The 15347-nt window shown below is 71.0% G+C and carries 14 protein-coding genes and 1 pseudogene; 10 read left to right on the top strand and 5 right to left on the bottom strand.

Going from position 1 to position 15347, the window contains the following annotated elements; translation table 11 throughout:
• The first annotated feature begins 60 nt into the window (after window positions 1-60).
• A complete protein-coding gene (locus G3I53_RS25155) occupies window positions 61-825 on the top strand; it encodes a class I SAM-dependent methyltransferase (RefSeq protein WP_164335820.1) in 765 nt (254 codons plus the stop codon).
• 346 nt (window positions 826-1171) lie between these two features.
• Here the strand turns inward: G3I53_RS25155 and G3I53_RS25145 are convergent, their stop codons facing one another.
• Window positions 1172-2449, bottom strand: a complete 1278-nt coding sequence (locus tag G3I53_RS25145; protein WP_164335818.1) for a molybdopterin-dependent oxidoreductase — start codon at window positions 2447-2449, stop codon at window positions 1172-1174.
• 161 nt (window positions 2450-2610) lie between these two features.
• Here G3I53_RS25145 and G3I53_RS25140 point away from each other — a divergent pair, with 161 nt between their 5' ends.
• From G3I53_RS25140 to G3I53_RS25125, 5 genes and pseudogenes are all read left to right on the top strand, one after another.
• Window positions 2611-4086 (top strand): hypothetical protein, encoded by a 1476-nt coding sequence (locus G3I53_RS25140; RefSeq protein ID WP_164438798.1) that lies wholly within the window; start codon window positions 2611-2613, stop codon window positions 4084-4086.
• 245 nt (window positions 4087-4331) lie between these two features.
• Complete coding sequence (locus G3I53_RS25135; protein ID WP_164337780.1) at window positions 4332-4838, top strand: hypothetical protein; 507 nt, start codon at window positions 4332-4334, stop codon at window positions 4836-4838.
• Between the two features lie 180 nt (window positions 4839-5018).
• On the top strand, window positions 5019-5267 hold the full coding sequence (locus tag G3I53_RS25130) for a hypothetical protein (protein ID WP_164337779.1): 249 nt from the start codon (window positions 5019-5021) through the stop codon (window positions 5265-5267).
• 98 nt (window positions 5268-5365) lie between these two features.
• Window positions 5366-5455, top strand: a pseudogene (locus tag G3I53_RS34115) (alpha/beta hydrolase); the annotation flags it as partial.
• Window positions 5456-5757: 302 nt separating this feature from the next.
• Window positions 5758-7101 carry a cytochrome P450 gene (locus G3I53_RS25125; protein WP_164337778.1) on the top strand — a complete coding sequence of 448 codons (1344 nt, stop codon included), beginning with the start codon at window positions 5758-5760 and terminating at the stop codon, window positions 7099-7101.
• 223 nt (window positions 7102-7324) lie between these two features.
• Here the strand turns inward: G3I53_RS25125 and G3I53_RS25120 are convergent, their stop codons facing one another.
• The gene (locus tag G3I53_RS25120; protein ID WP_203592464.1) at window positions 7325-7669 is read right to left on the bottom strand and encodes a VOC family protein; all 345 of its coding nucleotides are present in this window, start codon (window positions 7667-7669) and stop codon (window positions 7325-7327) included.
• Window positions 7670-7842: 173 nt separating this feature from the next.
• Between G3I53_RS25120 and G3I53_RS25115 the strand changes: the two genes are divergently transcribed.
• Window positions 7843-8679, top strand: coding sequence for a DUF2182 domain-containing protein (locus G3I53_RS25115; RefSeq protein WP_164337777.1), 837 nt, complete (start codon window positions 7843-7845; stop codon window positions 8677-8679).
• A gap of 45 nt (window positions 8680-8724) precedes the next feature.
• Here the strand turns inward: G3I53_RS25115 and G3I53_RS25110 are convergent, their stop codons facing one another.
• Entirely contained in the window at window positions 8725-9384 is a 660-nt protein-coding gene (locus tag G3I53_RS25110; RefSeq protein WP_164337776.1) for a DUF1326 domain-containing protein, read from the bottom strand.
• Between the two features lie 450 nt (window positions 9385-9834).
• Entirely contained in the window at window positions 9835-10431 is a 597-nt protein-coding gene (locus G3I53_RS25105) for an SMI1/KNR4 family protein (RefSeq protein ID WP_164337775.1), read from the bottom strand.
• Between the two features lie 266 nt (window positions 10432-10697).
• Here G3I53_RS25105 and G3I53_RS25100 point away from each other — a divergent pair, with 266 nt between their 5' ends.
• The 3 genes from G3I53_RS25100 (at window position 10698) to G3I53_RS25085 (ending at window position 14224) form a co-directional block, all read left to right on the top strand.
• Window positions 10698-11303, top strand: coding sequence for a dihydrofolate reductase family protein (locus G3I53_RS25100; protein ID WP_164337774.1), 606 nt, complete (start codon window positions 10698-10700; stop codon window positions 11301-11303).
• A 197-nt stretch (window positions 11304-11500) separates the two neighbouring features.
• Complete coding sequence (locus tag G3I53_RS25095) at window positions 11501-12187, top strand: alcohol dehydrogenase catalytic domain-containing protein (protein ID WP_239064093.1); 687 nt, start codon at window positions 11501-11503, stop codon at window positions 12185-12187.
• A 1512-nt stretch (window positions 12188-13699) separates the two neighbouring features.
• Window positions 13700-14224, top strand: a complete 525-nt coding sequence (locus G3I53_RS25085; protein ID WP_164337773.1) for a DUF1877 family protein — start codon at window positions 13700-13702, stop codon at window positions 14222-14224.
• A gap of 427 nt (window positions 14225-14651) precedes the next feature.
• Here G3I53_RS25085 and G3I53_RS25080 read toward each other — a convergent pair whose 3' ends face one another.
• Window positions 14652-15209, bottom strand: a complete 558-nt coding sequence (locus tag G3I53_RS25080; protein ID WP_164337782.1) for a GNAT family N-acetyltransferase — start codon at window positions 15207-15209, stop codon at window positions 14652-14654.
• Window positions 15210-15347 lie beyond the last annotated feature (138 nt).

The following is a 15347-nucleotide window of genomic DNA, read 5'->3' as shown; positions in this document are numbered from 1 at the left end:
CGACTCCCCACCGGCCGCGCGGCCCGCCACCGGACCGACCCCGCCCCCGGCCGCCCCCCGATGAGCACACCCCCCACCACCGCCCTCGCCTGGGCCACCGCCGACCCCTACACCGCCGCCCTGCGCGCCGGGCGCGGCCCGCTGTTCCTGCGCCGCGCCGACGGCTGGCTGCTGCCACTGGAGGTGGAACGCTGGTGCGCCCGGGCGGACCCTGTCGACCGGGACGCCCTGGACCGCTGCGAGGGAACCGTCCTCGACGTGGGATGCGGACCCGGACGGCTGGTGGCCGAACTCGCCCTGCGCGGACGGGTGTCCCTCGGCATCGACGTCAGCCGCGCAGCCGTCGACCACACCCTGCGGCTCGGCGGCCGGGCACTGCGGCGCTCGGTCTTCGAACCGCTGCCGGGCGAGGGCCGCTGGGGCACCGTCCTCCTCATGGACGGCAACATCGGCATCGGCGGCGACCCACGAGCCCTCCTGGACCGGGCCGCCGCGCTCCTGCGGCCCGGCGGCCTGCTCATCGCCGAGACCGCCCCGATGGACGTCGACGAACGCGCCCACGTGCAGGTCGTCGGCCTCAACGACGCCCGCGGGACCGGCGCCCTGTTCCCCTGGGCACGCATCGGCACCCGCGCACTGCACCACTACGCACAGGACTGGGAACGCGCCGGTCAGTGGACGGCCGGCGGACGCTGCTTCGCCGCGCTGCGCAGCCGCAGCACCCGCAGCGCCAGCAGCAGCCCCGAACCGCCGAAGAGGACAGCGGTGATCAGCAGCCAGCGGGTCAGGAACACGTCCGCCGGCAGCCCGGTGCCCAACCGGTAGCGCCGCTCCACCGACCCGCTGATCAGCGGGAACCACACGAGCAGGAGCAGCCCGGAGAGGGCCGCCGGCACCCGCACGTACGACACCCACCCGCACGGCCCCGACAACACCCCCGTCCGGCGCCGGATCGCACCCACCCCCCGGACGAGCGCCCGGTCCACGGCCGCGTAGAAGGGCAGCAGCACCAGGTCGTGCAGCAACGCCACCCCCACGAACCACAACGCCACACCCCACCAGTCGTCCGCGAGCAGCCGCACACCCGCGTACCCGGCGAGCGCGAACGAACAGGCGAGCAGCACGAGTTGGACCGGGCTGCCGACCGGAATGCGGGAAAGCCGGCGCGGCATCACAGGTCTCCGAACGTCAGACGGGCCACCCACTTGGTGTTGAGCACACCGGGCGCGGCGGGCACGATGACCCGCGCCGGGTAACCGTGGTCGGCGGACAACTCCTCACCGTTGACATACAGGGCGAGCAGGGAACGCGGGTCCGCCACCTGGTTGGCGCGCAGGGCCGCCCTCCGGAAGGCGCCACGGCGCTGCAGGGACTCCACGAGCACGTCCGGCGGGTCGTCGTCGTACCCGACGAGCGCCGCGAGATCACACAGCCGCACCCCGCGCCACCACTGGTCCGACGTCGACCACCCCTCCACACATGCGATCGGCAACGCCGCACTGTGCAATGGCAGTTGAAGCACATCGTCCCGGCTGAGGCGGACGCTGCCGGTGCGCCCCGTCACGACGAGCCGCCACACGTCAGCGCCCGTCTCCGCCGCGTCGATCCCCGCGTACGCGGCCGTCTTGTTGATCTGGAACCCGTTCGGGCCGCTGCCCGGATCACCGCCGCCGTGCGGCGCGAGGAGCGCGGTACGCCGCAGACCGTCGAAGTTCTGCCCCACCGTGGTGGCGAACAGCAGCAGCGACCCGCCCCCGACGAACCACAGGGCACCCCGCCGGGACACCGTCGGCTCGGCGGGGCGCGGGGACACCAGCGTGTCCCCCTCCTCGCGCAGCCCCCCTTCCTCGCGCTGCTCCCGCTTCCGCTCCTCCCGCAGCCCCCGCGCCCCGCGCAGCGCCGCCGGCAGCCTCAGCAGCACGTGGACGACGAACGCGGCGAAGAACACCCACGCCCCGTAGAAGTGCAGCGGATAGAACGAGCCGGGGAACACGTACTCGAGCTGGACGTTGAGCACCCCCGTCACGAACTCGAACAGCGCACCGCCCACCAGGAGCAGCAGCGAGATCCGCTCCAGGGCGTGCGCCAGCGAGCGGGCCGGCGGCAGCGCGAACAGCCTCGGCACCACGGACCACAGCTTGGCGAGCAGCACGGGAATCAGGACGATGCCCAGGGTGACGTGCACCCCCTGATTGAGCCGGTACAGCCAGTGCGGGTCCGTCGGCCACGCGAAGAGGTAGAAGCCGAGGATCCCCTTGTCCGGTGTCTTGTCGTTCACCGGCGACAGATCGGGGTTGTAGGCGGCGTACGAGGCCAGGCCCGTCACGAACAGCACCGTGATGCCGACGAGCAGGACGAGGCCCAGCACGGACGTGAACCAGGGGCCGCGCAGAGGACTGCGCCAGAAACCGGGCGAGGAGGGAAGCCGCGGGGCGTCGGGGTCGCGCATGTCCCGACCGTAGACCGCGACCGCCCCGCGAAGGGGTGCGCGACTCATGACGAAACGCTGACACCGGGCCCGGACTGCGCCCCGCGGCGGGCGACGCGGCCTAGCGTTCCGATGTGATCCGCACCCCGCCCCGCACCGAACCCGTCGCCGGGCACTCCGCAGTGTCCCGCAGCACGCGCCGTGACCTGTACGCCGTCGGTGCCGCCGTGCTGCTCGTGACGGCGGCCGCGCTGGCCGGCCACCACATCCAGCGGGCCAGCCGGACCCTGTTCGTCCACTGGCCCCCGCTGCTGGCGAGCTGGCACCCCCATCTCGGCCCCGGCACCCCGGCCGCCGTCCTGGTGGCCCTCGCCACCGTGGCGTACGGCCCCGCCCTCGCCGCCCGCCTCCCCTGGCGGGCCCTTCTCCCGGTCACGTGGGGGGCGGCCCTGGCGTGGACCTTCTCCCTCGCCCTGATCGACGGCTGGCACCGGGGCATCGCGGGCCGGCTCACCACCCGCCACGAGTACCTCCGGGCCGTCGACCGCTTCCACGACATCCCGGCCGCCCTGCGGGGCTTCACCCGGCACATCCTGCTCGACGCCCCCGACAACTGGCCCGCCCACGTGGCCGGCCACCCGCCCGGCGCCACCCTCACCTTCGTCCTCCTCGACCGCATCGGCCTGGGGGGCGGCGCCTGGGCCGGCCTGTGGTGCATCACCGTCGGCGCCACGGCCTGCGCCGCCGTCCTGGTCACCGTCCGCGCCCTCACCGACGAGAACCTCGCGCGCAGGGCGGCCCCCTTCCTCGCCCTCGCCCCGGCCGCCGTCTGGATGGGCACCTCGGCCGACGCCTACTTCGCGGCCGTCGCGGCGTGGGCGGTGGCGCTGCTCGCCCTGGCCGTCACCCGACGGTCCCCGTGGTGGGCGGGAGCGTCCGGCCTGCTGTTCGGCCTGACCTGCTTCCTCTCCTACGGCCTCACCCTCGTCGCCCTGATCGCGGCCGCGGTCCTGCTGCTCGGCCGCCACGGCATCCGCGGGCGCCCCGCCCTGCTCCTCCCCCTGCTCGCCGGCCTGGCCGTGGTCCCGGCGGCGTTCACCCTCGCCGGATTCAACTGGTGGGAGGCCTACCAGTTGCTCGTCACCCGCTACCACCAGGGCGCCGGCGGCATCCGCCCCTACGGTTACTGGGTGTGGGCCAACCTCGCCTGCACGGCCCTGGTCGTGGGCCCGGCGACGGTGGCGGGCCTGCGCCGCACCGGCTCGCTCCTCGTCCGCGGCAGCGATCGCGCCCACTCCGGCATGGACCGCCGGCCGGCGGCCGCGTCCTCCGGCGCCCGCCCCCGCCGCGCGGATGCATCTTCCGGCGCCCGCCCCCGCCGCGCGGATGCCTCGGCCGACGTCCGCCTCGCGGTCCTGGTGGCAGGGGCGCTCCTCGCCCTGCTGATCGCCGACCTGTCCGGCATGAGCAAGGCGGAGACGGAACGCATCTGGCTCCCCTTCGCCCTGTGGCTCCTCCCGGCCTGCGCCTTCCTCACCCCGCCCGAACCCCCCGGCCCGGCTCCATGCCGGGCCCGGGCCATCCCCGCCCGCGCCTGGCTCGGCGCCCAGGCTCTGCTCGCGCTACTCATCAACCACCTGCTGTTCACGGGCTGGTGACGGCCGCCCCCGGGTCTCTCGGCCGATGACGGCCGGCGGCCACTCGGCCGACGCTGCCCGGGGGGGCCGTACCCCGGGGGGGGGGAGTCCCTCGACGCTGTCCGGGTCCGGGGGAGTCCGTCCGGGGCGCGTCCGTCCCTTTCCGGTCGTGACCGATCCGGCGCCGTTGACCGTCCGCGACCCGCGTGCGAGCGTGCCCGCGGTCCGTCCGACCGGGGCGGATGCGAAGCAGGGGAGGACACACGATGACAACGACCGGACGCAGAGGCTCGTTACGCACCCGTGCCGCGCTGACCACCGTCGCCGTCACGGCAGCCGCCGGACTGCTGGCCGGTGTCGCCGGCGCCGGGACCGCGCAGGCACAGCCGGCCGCCGTCGAACGCCCGACGACGGAGCGTGCCGCACCGGCCGCCACCGCCGAGGCCGACCCCACGCCCGAGGAGCAGCAACGGCTGCGGGAGATCGCGGGCGCCATCTGGACACCCCAGCTCGCGGCGGGCTGGAACATGAACAGCGAGGTCGAGGCGGTTCTCTCGACCGCGACGGGCGAGATCCTCAAGTGCTCGGAGGCGTTCGCACTCGTGCCGCGCCCGCCGGCGTTCTTCCCCGGCCCGAGCTATCTGCGCCAGTACTGGAAGCAGATCCGGGACTACTTCCTGGTGGTGAAGGACAACAGGACGTACCGCGTGTGCGTCGTCGCCACGGCGGCTAACTACCGCTCGGCGATCGAGATGGCTTCCATGGGCATCTGACCCGCCCGGCCCGGGGACCCGGCCCCCGGGCCGCACGGGGCCGAGCCCGGTCAGCGGTCCCGGGGTGACAACGAACGCCTCGCGGCAGTGGAACCTCGTCCGCCTGCGGCCCCTCTACGAGTACGTCCAACAGCACAACAGTACTCGGAGCACTCGGTGCGTTCGGAAGGGAAGCACGGCATGAGCGGGACGCGGTCCGACGAGGAGACGTGCGAACTCGATCCGATCACATGGAACGCACTGATCGAGGCGATGCGACGGTACGGCGTGACCGACGACGTGATGGCCAGGGTGTGCCACGACGCCCTGCGCGCGATCAACGCCACTCCGGTCGCCGAACGGGCCAGGCTCAACGAGGAAGCGGACGCGCACTACGCCCGCCGACAGGCGGAGCTCTCCGCGGAGCAGAGGGAGGAGCTCGGGACCTGACCGGGACCGGTCCGGTCCGGCCCGTGGTGAACGACGTCACGCGGCCGCGGACGCCCCCGGGGGGCTTCCCGGCATGCCGGCCACACCACGCCCGCAACTGGCGTATCCACGCCCTCGACCTTCGCGGCCACGGCCGAAGCGACTGGCCGGGGGAGTGCTCACCGGACCGCATGCGGGACGACGTGCTCGGACCCCACTCCTGGACGCACACGCACGCAAGCCGTGCCGGCCTTCCTCACCGCGGACGACGAACCCCGACACCGTCGCGCCGACGAACAGTCGTAGCGCACCCGCCCCGCGGAGGGGACCACCGGCGGCCGTGCCCGCAGCAACGCGGCGCCGCCCCGGGCACCGGCTGACGACGTAACACATCCGTGAGGTACGCCAGGCCGGGGCACCCCGTACCCTGCGTCTCGGCACACCATCGTCGCCGTGAACAACCGCCCCCGGTCCCCCCGTTGGACCGCGCCTCCACAGGAGCCAGCAAGCCTTGGACGCCAACACCTCCGCTCCGGTGCCCCCGCCCGGATGTCCCGCTCACGGGCGGATACCCCTGTACGGGCCGGACTTCGCCGCCGACCCCCAGGCGTACTACACCTACCTGCGGCACCACGGCCCCGTCGCGCCCGTCGAACTCGCCCCCGGAGTCGACGCCACGCTCGTCACCGACTACGCCACGGCCCTGCACCTGCTCCAGGACAACGCCGCCTTCCGCAAGGACGCGCGCCACTGGCGGGACTTCAACGAGGGGCTCATCGCGCCCGACAGCCCCGTCGTCCCGCTGCTCGCCTACCGCCCCAACGCCATGTTCAGCGACGGCGCCGAGCACCTGCGGCTGCGCCAGGCCATCACCGACGCCATGGCCCGCGTGGACAGCCGCCGGCTGGCCGGCAGCACCGAACAGATCTCGGACTACCTCATCTCCCAGTTCGCCGCCCGCGGTTCGGCCGACCTGATGGCCGACTACGCCAAGCAGCTGCCGCTGTTCGTCTTCAACGAACTCTTCGGCTGCCCGGCGGAGGTCGGCGACCGGGTGCTGTTCGGCATCTCCGCGATGTTCGACGGCGTCAACGCCGAGAAGGCCGCCGAAGTGCTGTTCGGCGCCGTGGGCGAGCTCGTGGCGCTCAAGCGCCGCCACCCCGGCGAGGACGTCACCTCCTGGCTGATGCAGCACGAGGCCCGGCTGACCGACGAGGAGATGGTGCACCAGCTCGCGCTGCTGCTGGGGGCGGGCGCCGACCCGCTGCGCAACCTGATCGGCAACACCGTGCACCGCATCCTCACCCACGACGAGTACGCCCACCAGGGCGGACTCATCGGCGAGGCGATGGACGACACCCTGTGGGAGAACCCGCCGGTGCCCAACTTCGCCCCCCACTACCCGGCCACGGACATGGAACTCGCCGGGCACGAACTCCGCGCGGGCGACCTGGTCATGGTCAGCTTCGCCGCCGCCAACAACAGCCCGTCGCTGACGGCGGCACGCCAGTCCGGCAGAGGCAACCGCTCACACCTGTCGTGGAGCGCGGGCCCGCACGGCTGCCCCTCGAAGGACCCGGCCCGGCACATCACGGTGACCGCTGTCGAGAACCTCCTCAACAAGATCCCCGACATCGCCCTCGCCGTCCCCGAGCACAGCCTGACGTGGCGCCCCGGCCCCTTCACCCGCGGCCTCACGGCACTCCCGGCCCGCTTCACCGCACTCCCGGCCCCCGCCCGGGCACACGCCCCGCGCCCGGCCACCACGGACGCGGCTTCCGCGCAGCCCGACACGGAGCGTCACGCCAAGGGAGCCGGCCGGTGGAGCCAGTTCCTGAAGTGGCTCAAGGGCTGAGCCCTCCCACCGACCCACCCGCCGGCACCAGACGCCCATAGCGGAGTAGCTCAGCCGGATCGCCCCCCGGCACACTGGCGGCGGCCGCCACCCACCCTCCGGGCCGGGTGGCGGCCTTCCGCCACCGCCGAGGGGCGCGCCCTGGCACCGGCCCGGCCGGCCAGCCCGCCGACGTCCGACGGCCGACGGCCGACGGACGCACCGCACCACCCGGCGGCACGGCTCACACAGGGGGCGCCTCAGCGAGGGACAGCCTGTTCCCGTCCGGGTCCGTCACGACGACATGACGCACGCCGTTGCCGTACGTCTCGACCGGTTCGTGGCCGATCCCGTGCGCGGCGAGCCGAGCCAGGATGTCGTCGAGATCCCGCACACCGAGCGTGACCGTGGCCCCGCCCACGCGCCCGGTGTGCGCATCCCGGTCGTCGACGACGACCCACGCGTTCTCACCGACCTGCCACAGATACTCCTCACCGATGATCTCGTCCGCCGGACGCCCGAAGAACACCCCGAACCATTCCAGTGCCCTGCTCCGGTCGCGCACGCACATGACGCAGTACAGATCCACCCGGGATCACTCCTCACAGTCGTTCGACAGGTGGACCACTCCCGTGATCAGAACTCATCGGCCAGGAAGGGGTGAGGACGGGCACCGCCGGCGCGATGCGGCGATCCCGCCCAGGGGGTCGCCACGCCGCGGATTCCGTGCTGTGCTGGTAGGAGCAGCAGGAGAACGCGCCGATGCGTCACAGCCGGATCCCCACCGTCGAATCCGCCCGGCCGCCAGCGCCGACCGGAGCGGGCGGAGGCCTGCTGCCGACCCGGGAACTCGCGACCGCCTGGCTGCTGATCGTGCTGATTGCGGTGCCCGCCTGGGTGCTGACGATCGGGCAGGCCCGGGACATGGGGGTAGGGCCCGGCACGATGGGCACGGCGCTGCCGCTGTTCCTGCTGCTGTGGGTGACGATGATGGCGGCCATGATGCTGCCGTCCATGGCACCGGTGGCCGTCACCTGGGTACGTGGCATCGGCCGCCGGACCTCCGGCTGGACCCGGACCGCGCGCACCACCGAGTTCGTGGGCGGCTACCTGGTGGTGTGGACCGCCTTCGGCCTGCTCGCCTACGCGGCTCTGGCCCTCACCGGCGGCCTGGTGGAGGACCACCCGGCAGCAGGGCGCTGGATCGGCGCCGCGGCCTTCCTCCTCGCGGGCCTCTACCAGCTCGGTCCGCTCAAGAACGTCTGTCTGCGGCACTGCCGCGACCCCATGGGCCACCTGGTGCGCTACGCAGGATTCCGCCGGCCCGCCCGTGACCTCCGCGTGGGCCTGCACCACGGCGCCTACTGCGTCGGCTGCTGCCTGGGCCTGATGGTCGTCCTGGTGCCCCTCGGCGTGATGAACGTGGCGGCGATGGCCGGTCTGGCCGTGGTGATCTTCATCGAGAAACTCTGGTCCCGCGGGCCGATGCTCGCCCGGGCCATGGGCATCGTGTTCCTCGTCCTGGCCGTGCTGGCGCTGTCCCAGGACTGGCTGCTGCCGGGACTGCAGGAGACGATGCCGATGACGGACGACATGTGACGCGGGCGGACGGGCACCGTGTGGCCCGGCGCCCGCCTCGCGTCCTCACCCGTCGGGGCCGCTCCACTCGAACGGGAAGTGCTTGCTCGACTTCCCCGAGCGTTCCCAGGAGAAGCCGAACGCGTCGGCACGGTCGCTGGTGGCCCGCCCCCAGGTGGCGACCTGCCCCGGTCCGACCTCCGCACCCGGAGCGTTGAGCACTTGCACCCGCGCTCCGTCCGGCGTCGTCGGACCGGTGAGCGCCTCGGCGGTGGCCGTGACCCGGCCGGGCACCTCGGCCCGCCAGGTGGCGAGCTCCTCGTCGATCTCGACGTGGACGGGGGCGAACTCCATGCCGCGCATCTCCGGGCGGAACATCTCCCCGAACTGCGCCGGCCATCCGCCCGCCTCACCGCCGAAAATGGCCCCGAGCGCGGCACGCTGCTGCTCGTCGGCCCGTTCGTCGAGGAACACCGCGGCGTACGGATCGGTGTGGGTACCGTCCCAGGGGTTGCCGGTGAAGGAGCCGAGCATCAGGACGTTCAGACCATCGAGCCGCACGTCGCCGAAGCTGCCTTCCCGGATGTGCCAGACCAGCACCCCCTCGCAGTCGCCATAAGTCGGGGGCTGGGCGAACGTGCAGGGGCACGGTATGGCGCACTTGCACACGTCGAACCAGTCGCCAGTCAGGCGCCAACGGGTATCGGTGGTGACGTCATCGGTCATCTCGCTTCCCTCCTGCCGAGCCCCAGAGGGCTCACTCGGAGTGGCGAGACCGCGCGCCTTCGAGCCCGCGCCCGACACGACGAGGCGGCCTCCCCTCCAGCTTGCACCCCCGCCACCCCACGAGGGAACCCCCACCGACCGGCGGTTCGGGCGATGCCGGGGGCCACGAAACGCGGGCGGGGCGGCCACCGCGGCGGCGCCGGCGTACGCCGTTGCCGGTGACAGCCTGCCGCGGACGGTGTGGGGCGGTTGGGGCAGATGGCGGCCGCTTCGTGCACGCTTGGAAGCCCAGGAAGTACATGGCCCGCCTGGGTGGCACGGACGAGGGAGGTAACGGCCCTGGTGATCTCGTCACGGCCTCCGTAGTGAATGCACGTCGGTCCGGCGTCATGATCCGGTGGGCGAACGGTGCCGAGCGCGGAAGCACGGGCATGTGAAGGCGGGGGCTTCTCACATGCCTCGTTCGGGGCCCTTCCAGTGGATCATCGCCTGCGTCGCGGTCATCGGCATGCTCTCGAAGACGATCGGGCCGGGGTAGAAGACACCACTGCCCGGACCGAACATGTCCTCACCGGCCAGATACCGGTGCAGCCACTCGGAGAACGGCATCTTGTACTCGTAGTACAGCGCCTCATCGCCGTCGCAGGCGAACAGCCGCCATTGCCCGGTACCCGCATCGAATGCCCCGAAGAGCCCCTCCCCACGGTCGGAGTTCAGCAGAGGAATCAGACCGGAGGGCGCACCGAAGGGAGGATCGGTGAAGCCCTGGCGCACAACGTCCGTCAGGTCACTGTGAGACATGAACGTGTCGACGGTGTCCCGCATGAATCGGCCCAGGTTCCACCGGTCGGTGGAGGGGTGATTCAGGAAGAGGTGATGGTTCAGCTGGACGGGGGCGTACCTGCTGATGAGGGTCTTGTAGTCGTCGGGAAGCGGTATGCCCAGCTCCTGCTCGAGGTCGTCCCATGCCGCAGCAGGCGCGGGACAACGTTCCGTCTCGCCCAGCATGTCGATCACGAGCGCGGTGAAGTCGCATGACGTAGTCATCCCCGCAGGCTACGTCGGGGCAGTGGTGACCTTGTGTTCGCGGTCGGCAGTGCTCCGCGCGACCCGCCTCGCTCTGCCCCTACGGGAGTCGCGCCGCGAGAGGGGGAGCAGGTGCACAGGGCTCCCCTCCTGCCTGCACAGCGCTGCCGCTCCGCTGGCCTGGTCGGCTGTTGCGGCGGGTGTTTCTGGCCGTTTCACGGCGCGGCCGATGAGTCTGTGGCGTCCGTCCGGTCGAAACTCGTGACACCTCAGGAAAGGACACCGCCATGTCGGAGCTTCTCGTCGACTTCATCACCTCCCTCGACGGCTACGCATCGGGCGAGGGATGGCCCGGGTTCTGGGGCCTGGAGGGTCCGGAGTATCTCGCATGGCTCGGCGAGCAGCCCCAGGTCACGTACCTGATGGGAGCAAACACCTACCGCCTGATGTCGGGCTTCGCCGCAGGCAACGTACCGAGTGGCCAGGACGAGTTCAGGCCCGAGGAGGAAGCGTCCGTCGACGAGCTCACGCAGGCGTCCAAGGTGGTGTTCTCCTCCTCGCTCCCGGAGCCGCTGACGTGGGCCAACGCAACGCTCATCCGGGACGACGCAGTCGAAGCGGTCCGCGCCATGAAGTCGAACGGCTCGGGGCTCCTCAGCACGATCGGCAGCCTCAGTCTGTGCCGGTCCCTGCTGCGAGCAGGACTCGTCGACCGCTTCCGGGTCGTGATGTTCCCGGTGATCACCGGGGCCACGGGCGCGGAACGCATCTACGACGGCTATCCGGACGTCGCCCTGGAGATGATCGGACATCGCACCTTCGACGGCCGTATCCAGCTGGTCGAGTACAAGCCCACCGTGCTCGAGGCTCCGCCGCTCGGCGTCCCGGCGTGACGTCGCGCTGTCGGCCCACTGGGCGGGCGCGACGAGGCGCTGGAGTGCTTCTTGACCGGCCTGGCGGCGGTGCGGTCCTCGTCGGCACGCTGGCCGGGTGCGGTCTGGATGCTCACCGGGGATGGCCTTGACCTGAACCGGGCTTGAGGTCGAAGAGTGGGGCACCGGACCCAGTTTTCGGCGAAAGGGTGTGGCTCATGCGGGCGATCCAGGTGACGTCGTTCGGCGCTCCGGAGGTGCTGGTGGCGGTGGATCTTCCCGACCCCGTGCCCGGCCCCAGTCAGGTCGTCGTCGGCATGGCCGCAGCCGACGTCATCTTCCTGGACACGCTGCTGCGGAGCGGCTGGGGACAGGACTTCTTCCCGCGGACACCGCCTTACGTACCGGGCGGCGGCGGGGCGGGAAGGGTGGTCGCGGTCGGCACCGGAGTGGACCAGGCGTGGGTGGGCCGGCGCGTCGCCGTACGGACCGGCACCGGGTACGCCGAACAGGTCCTCGCGCATGAGGAAGAGATCATGCCGATCCCTGACGGGCTGGCCCTCAGGGAGGCGGCTGCCCTCGTGCACGACGGCGTGACCGCACTGAACCTGCATCGGCTTGGCGTGCCGCAGGAGGGGGAGTGGGTACTGGTGTCGGCAGCGGCAGGCGGGGCGGGCACACTCCTGGTGCAGTTGGCCGTGGAGGCCGGAGCCCGTGTCGTGGCCGCCGCATCCAGTGACTCCAAGTTGGCCCTGGCCCGTAACCGACCTGGTCCACGCTGCACGGTGGTGTGGCGCCCGGGCTGGGCGCCCCGCTCTTGCTCCTGGCCACGCTCACGTGGTGGCCCGAGGCCTTGCCGCCCACAGGCTTTGAATGGTTGGCGGCCGCGATTGTCGTGCAGATGACGCTCGGAGCGCTGGCCCTGTGGGGTGGCCTCGTGAGGCAAGGCCGGTGTACCCCGCCGCCGCGACAACGGCGGACGTCGACGACGATCACTGAACGGTCTCCGGTGGACGCCGGATGCCGCGACGCGTGCCGATGTCGTGCGCGCGTGGCAGAAGCCGGTGACGCGAAGCGCACGTGCCGGTCCTACGCAGCGTCTTCCTTCCCGACCTCACCCGGTTCCCCCGTCGGCCGGGTCATCCCGTCGTCCGGGGCCGCACGGCGGCTTGGCTCGGTGTGATCGAGTTCCCAGTGATACTGGCACTCCTCACACCTCGGCCCGTCCATGACGGCGTCCTCCCCGTTCGGACAATCCGTGCCGTCCCCGCGGCCCGCACACACCTCACCGGCATGCTCCATACCCTCGACGATGCTCACATGCGGGTCCCTTCGGGAAGAGAGCCGGCGGGGGCGCACAGGTGCCCGACCCCGGCATGACGCCCCGCAAAACATCACCAGTCCCGCCGCATCACGCTGGACCCACATCAATCCGGACCACGGGCGACACGGACCTCGGCGCATAGTGGCGTTGGCTGATCGAGGCGTTCTCGGTCAACAAGACCTTGTGGACGGCCAATCTGGAGACCGTCCTGCGCGTAGCGGGATCCGGAACGCGTGAGCTGGTGGCCACAGGGCTCCGGCAGGGGCGCGGCGGCCTGGCGCGAGAGTCACCGAAACCGTCGAGACCAAGCTCTCCCAAGAGACGCCCCGCACCACCGGCTCGGTGCAACTCGCCCTCGTCAGTGACCTGATGATGCAGCACATCACCCATCCCGAGTCGGCGCCCACAGCCGACGAGGTGCCGGCGGGCTGCGGGCGCTGTCCACCTAACCGCCCGAGGGAGCGTGGAGAGGCAGACCCCGAACTGGAGGCAACAGGACCACCTCACCCGCGTTCCATTCCCACAGAGGACAGTTGCTCGACCGGCAGAATGCGCCTGGAGGTTCCCGTCCCGGGCGGGAACTTGTTCACCCCCGGACAGGACGAAAGGTTGGAACTGTTCATGGCAGCGCAGACGCCCGCGGAACGGGCCCTGGCGCGCTCGTTCGCCAGCCCCAGTACGCGGTTCGATGTCTCTGATCTGCGGATCGACCACCACCTGGACCGTACCGCGACCTTGACCTACCAACTGGTCATCGCGCGTCACGGTCACCAGGAGCAGCACTGGGAGGTCACACGCTGCCGTGGGACGACAAGTCCTTTACGGACGTGCTCACTTCCCCTGAGCCCGAACCCGCCCGGCTCGACATGCTCGTGCACTTGGTCCGCAGCCTGTTGGAGGAGTGGTGGGAAACCAAGGGATCTGAGCGGAAGTCGGCGAAGATGGGGCGTCAGATGCAGTGACGGGCCTGCCCACGCAACCATGATTCCGTGAGGGGGGACATCTCGCGGAGGCCGTCCGAACAAGCGGACCAGCACCCTCACCGACACGATCAAGTAGGAAAACCGTTGGACGTCGTCGGGATACTGCCGTCATGGCCGTCACTCAGCAACTCGCCCGCATCCCGGCCGAATATCTCGCCTCCTGCCGCCAGTCAGCCGCCGCATCGCCGGATGGGGATCACCTCTGGGATCCACCGTCGGCGGACGTCCTCGACCTGGACTGGGCACCGTTCCTCATCGAACGGGTCTGCGAGCTCGGAGGCCTCGACGGTGTCCACCGATGTGCTCTCCGACAGGCTCTCGACGGCGACCCTGCCATCGACCTCGCCTTCCTCAATACGCATCCGCATGCCATTGCTCCCTTCGGGCCAGACCCCACGGCCCTCTCAGCGGCTCATGTGACTCGCGTCGAGGAACTGCTCGGGCAGATCGACTTTCCGACCCTGCTGGCCGCTCTCCCGGCAGACGAAGCAGAGGCGGCTGCCTTGATCGGCAACAACGCAGACAACATCGCCGGGGGCCTGAACAAGTACGTACTGGGGCACTTCAACGCGCTGCGCGAGTTCTACCGGGACGCATCCCGACGGCAGCTTCTCGTCGTGCTCTGGTGGGACTGACACCAACCGCCTCGGCGTGGCTGATCGAGGCGTTCTCGTCAAGTCAACAAGACCTTCGCCGGGCAACGCCAGCACGTTGCTCTCCCCGGTCGGCCGGGACGGCCGGCGCGGATGCTGGTCGGGGACTGAGCCTGGTAGTCCGGCACGCTCGAGATTACCTCCGCCAGTGACTTCGGCAGCGAAGAGATACCCGACTGACGCCTGACCGGGAAGGTGTTGCCCACGGCACACAGCACCAGCTCAGACGTCATAGCAGGACGAATGTCGCCTGATGCGGGACTAGGTCACCGCGGCGTCGGCCGCCGTCGCCAAGTACTACGGGGTGGGGTGAACATCTGCCAGCTCCGCCGCGGCAACTGCATGGGAGCGGTGGAGAAAGCCAATCACTCGGCCGCGCCACGCTGGTGGTGCTCGGCTCTCGACGACCTCACGGTCGTGCTTGCCCCGTCCGGGACGGCACGACCGGAGACCGCATGCCGAGCCACTGCTCGGCATCCCAGGCGCGGAACCGCTCTACCTCGGTGAACCCCAACTTCGCCGCGAGACGCATCGAACCGACGTTGGCGGTCTGAGTGGCGAGCACTGCCGACTCGCAGGGAAGGGCGCCGGCGAGCCAATCGAGTGCCGCCCCGCACGCCTCGGTGGCATACCCGAATCCCCACGCCGACGGCAGGAACAGATAGCCGAGATCAACCTTGCCCACAGCAGCCGGGTGAAGATGCTCCGTTGCCCTCCTGAGCAGGATCTGGCCGATCAACTCTCCGTTGAGATCAACGACGAAACTCCCAGGCCACCGCTCGGGCACCCCAGGCAACTCACGCTCAAGTTCATCCCGCGACCGGGGCCCGCCGAGATAGGCGTGCACCTTTGGCGATGCCAGCAGGTCGATGTACGCCGCTCGGTCCCGGGCCGCAAACTCTCGGAGCACGAGCCGCTCAGTCTTGATGGGGGCAGGCGGCCAGGCGACGGGACCGAGTTCTGTCATGCCGACCAACCAAGCAGCTCGCCCGACAACGATCAAGGCTCGCGGATCGATCGAGCCAACGGCCATGCAGACCCATTGTGGTAATCAAGGGCCGCTGGGCCGCTGACCACTCCCCATTTCCTCCAGGCAGTTCAGAAC

The organism is Streptomyces sp. SID14436, from assembly GCF_010548465.1.
Classification (GTDB): domain Bacteria; phylum Actinomycetota; class Actinomycetes; order Streptomycetales; family Streptomycetaceae; genus Streptomyces.
Note: the sequence above shows the minus strand (reverse complement) of the source record. Positions and strands in the feature narration are given on the sequence as shown.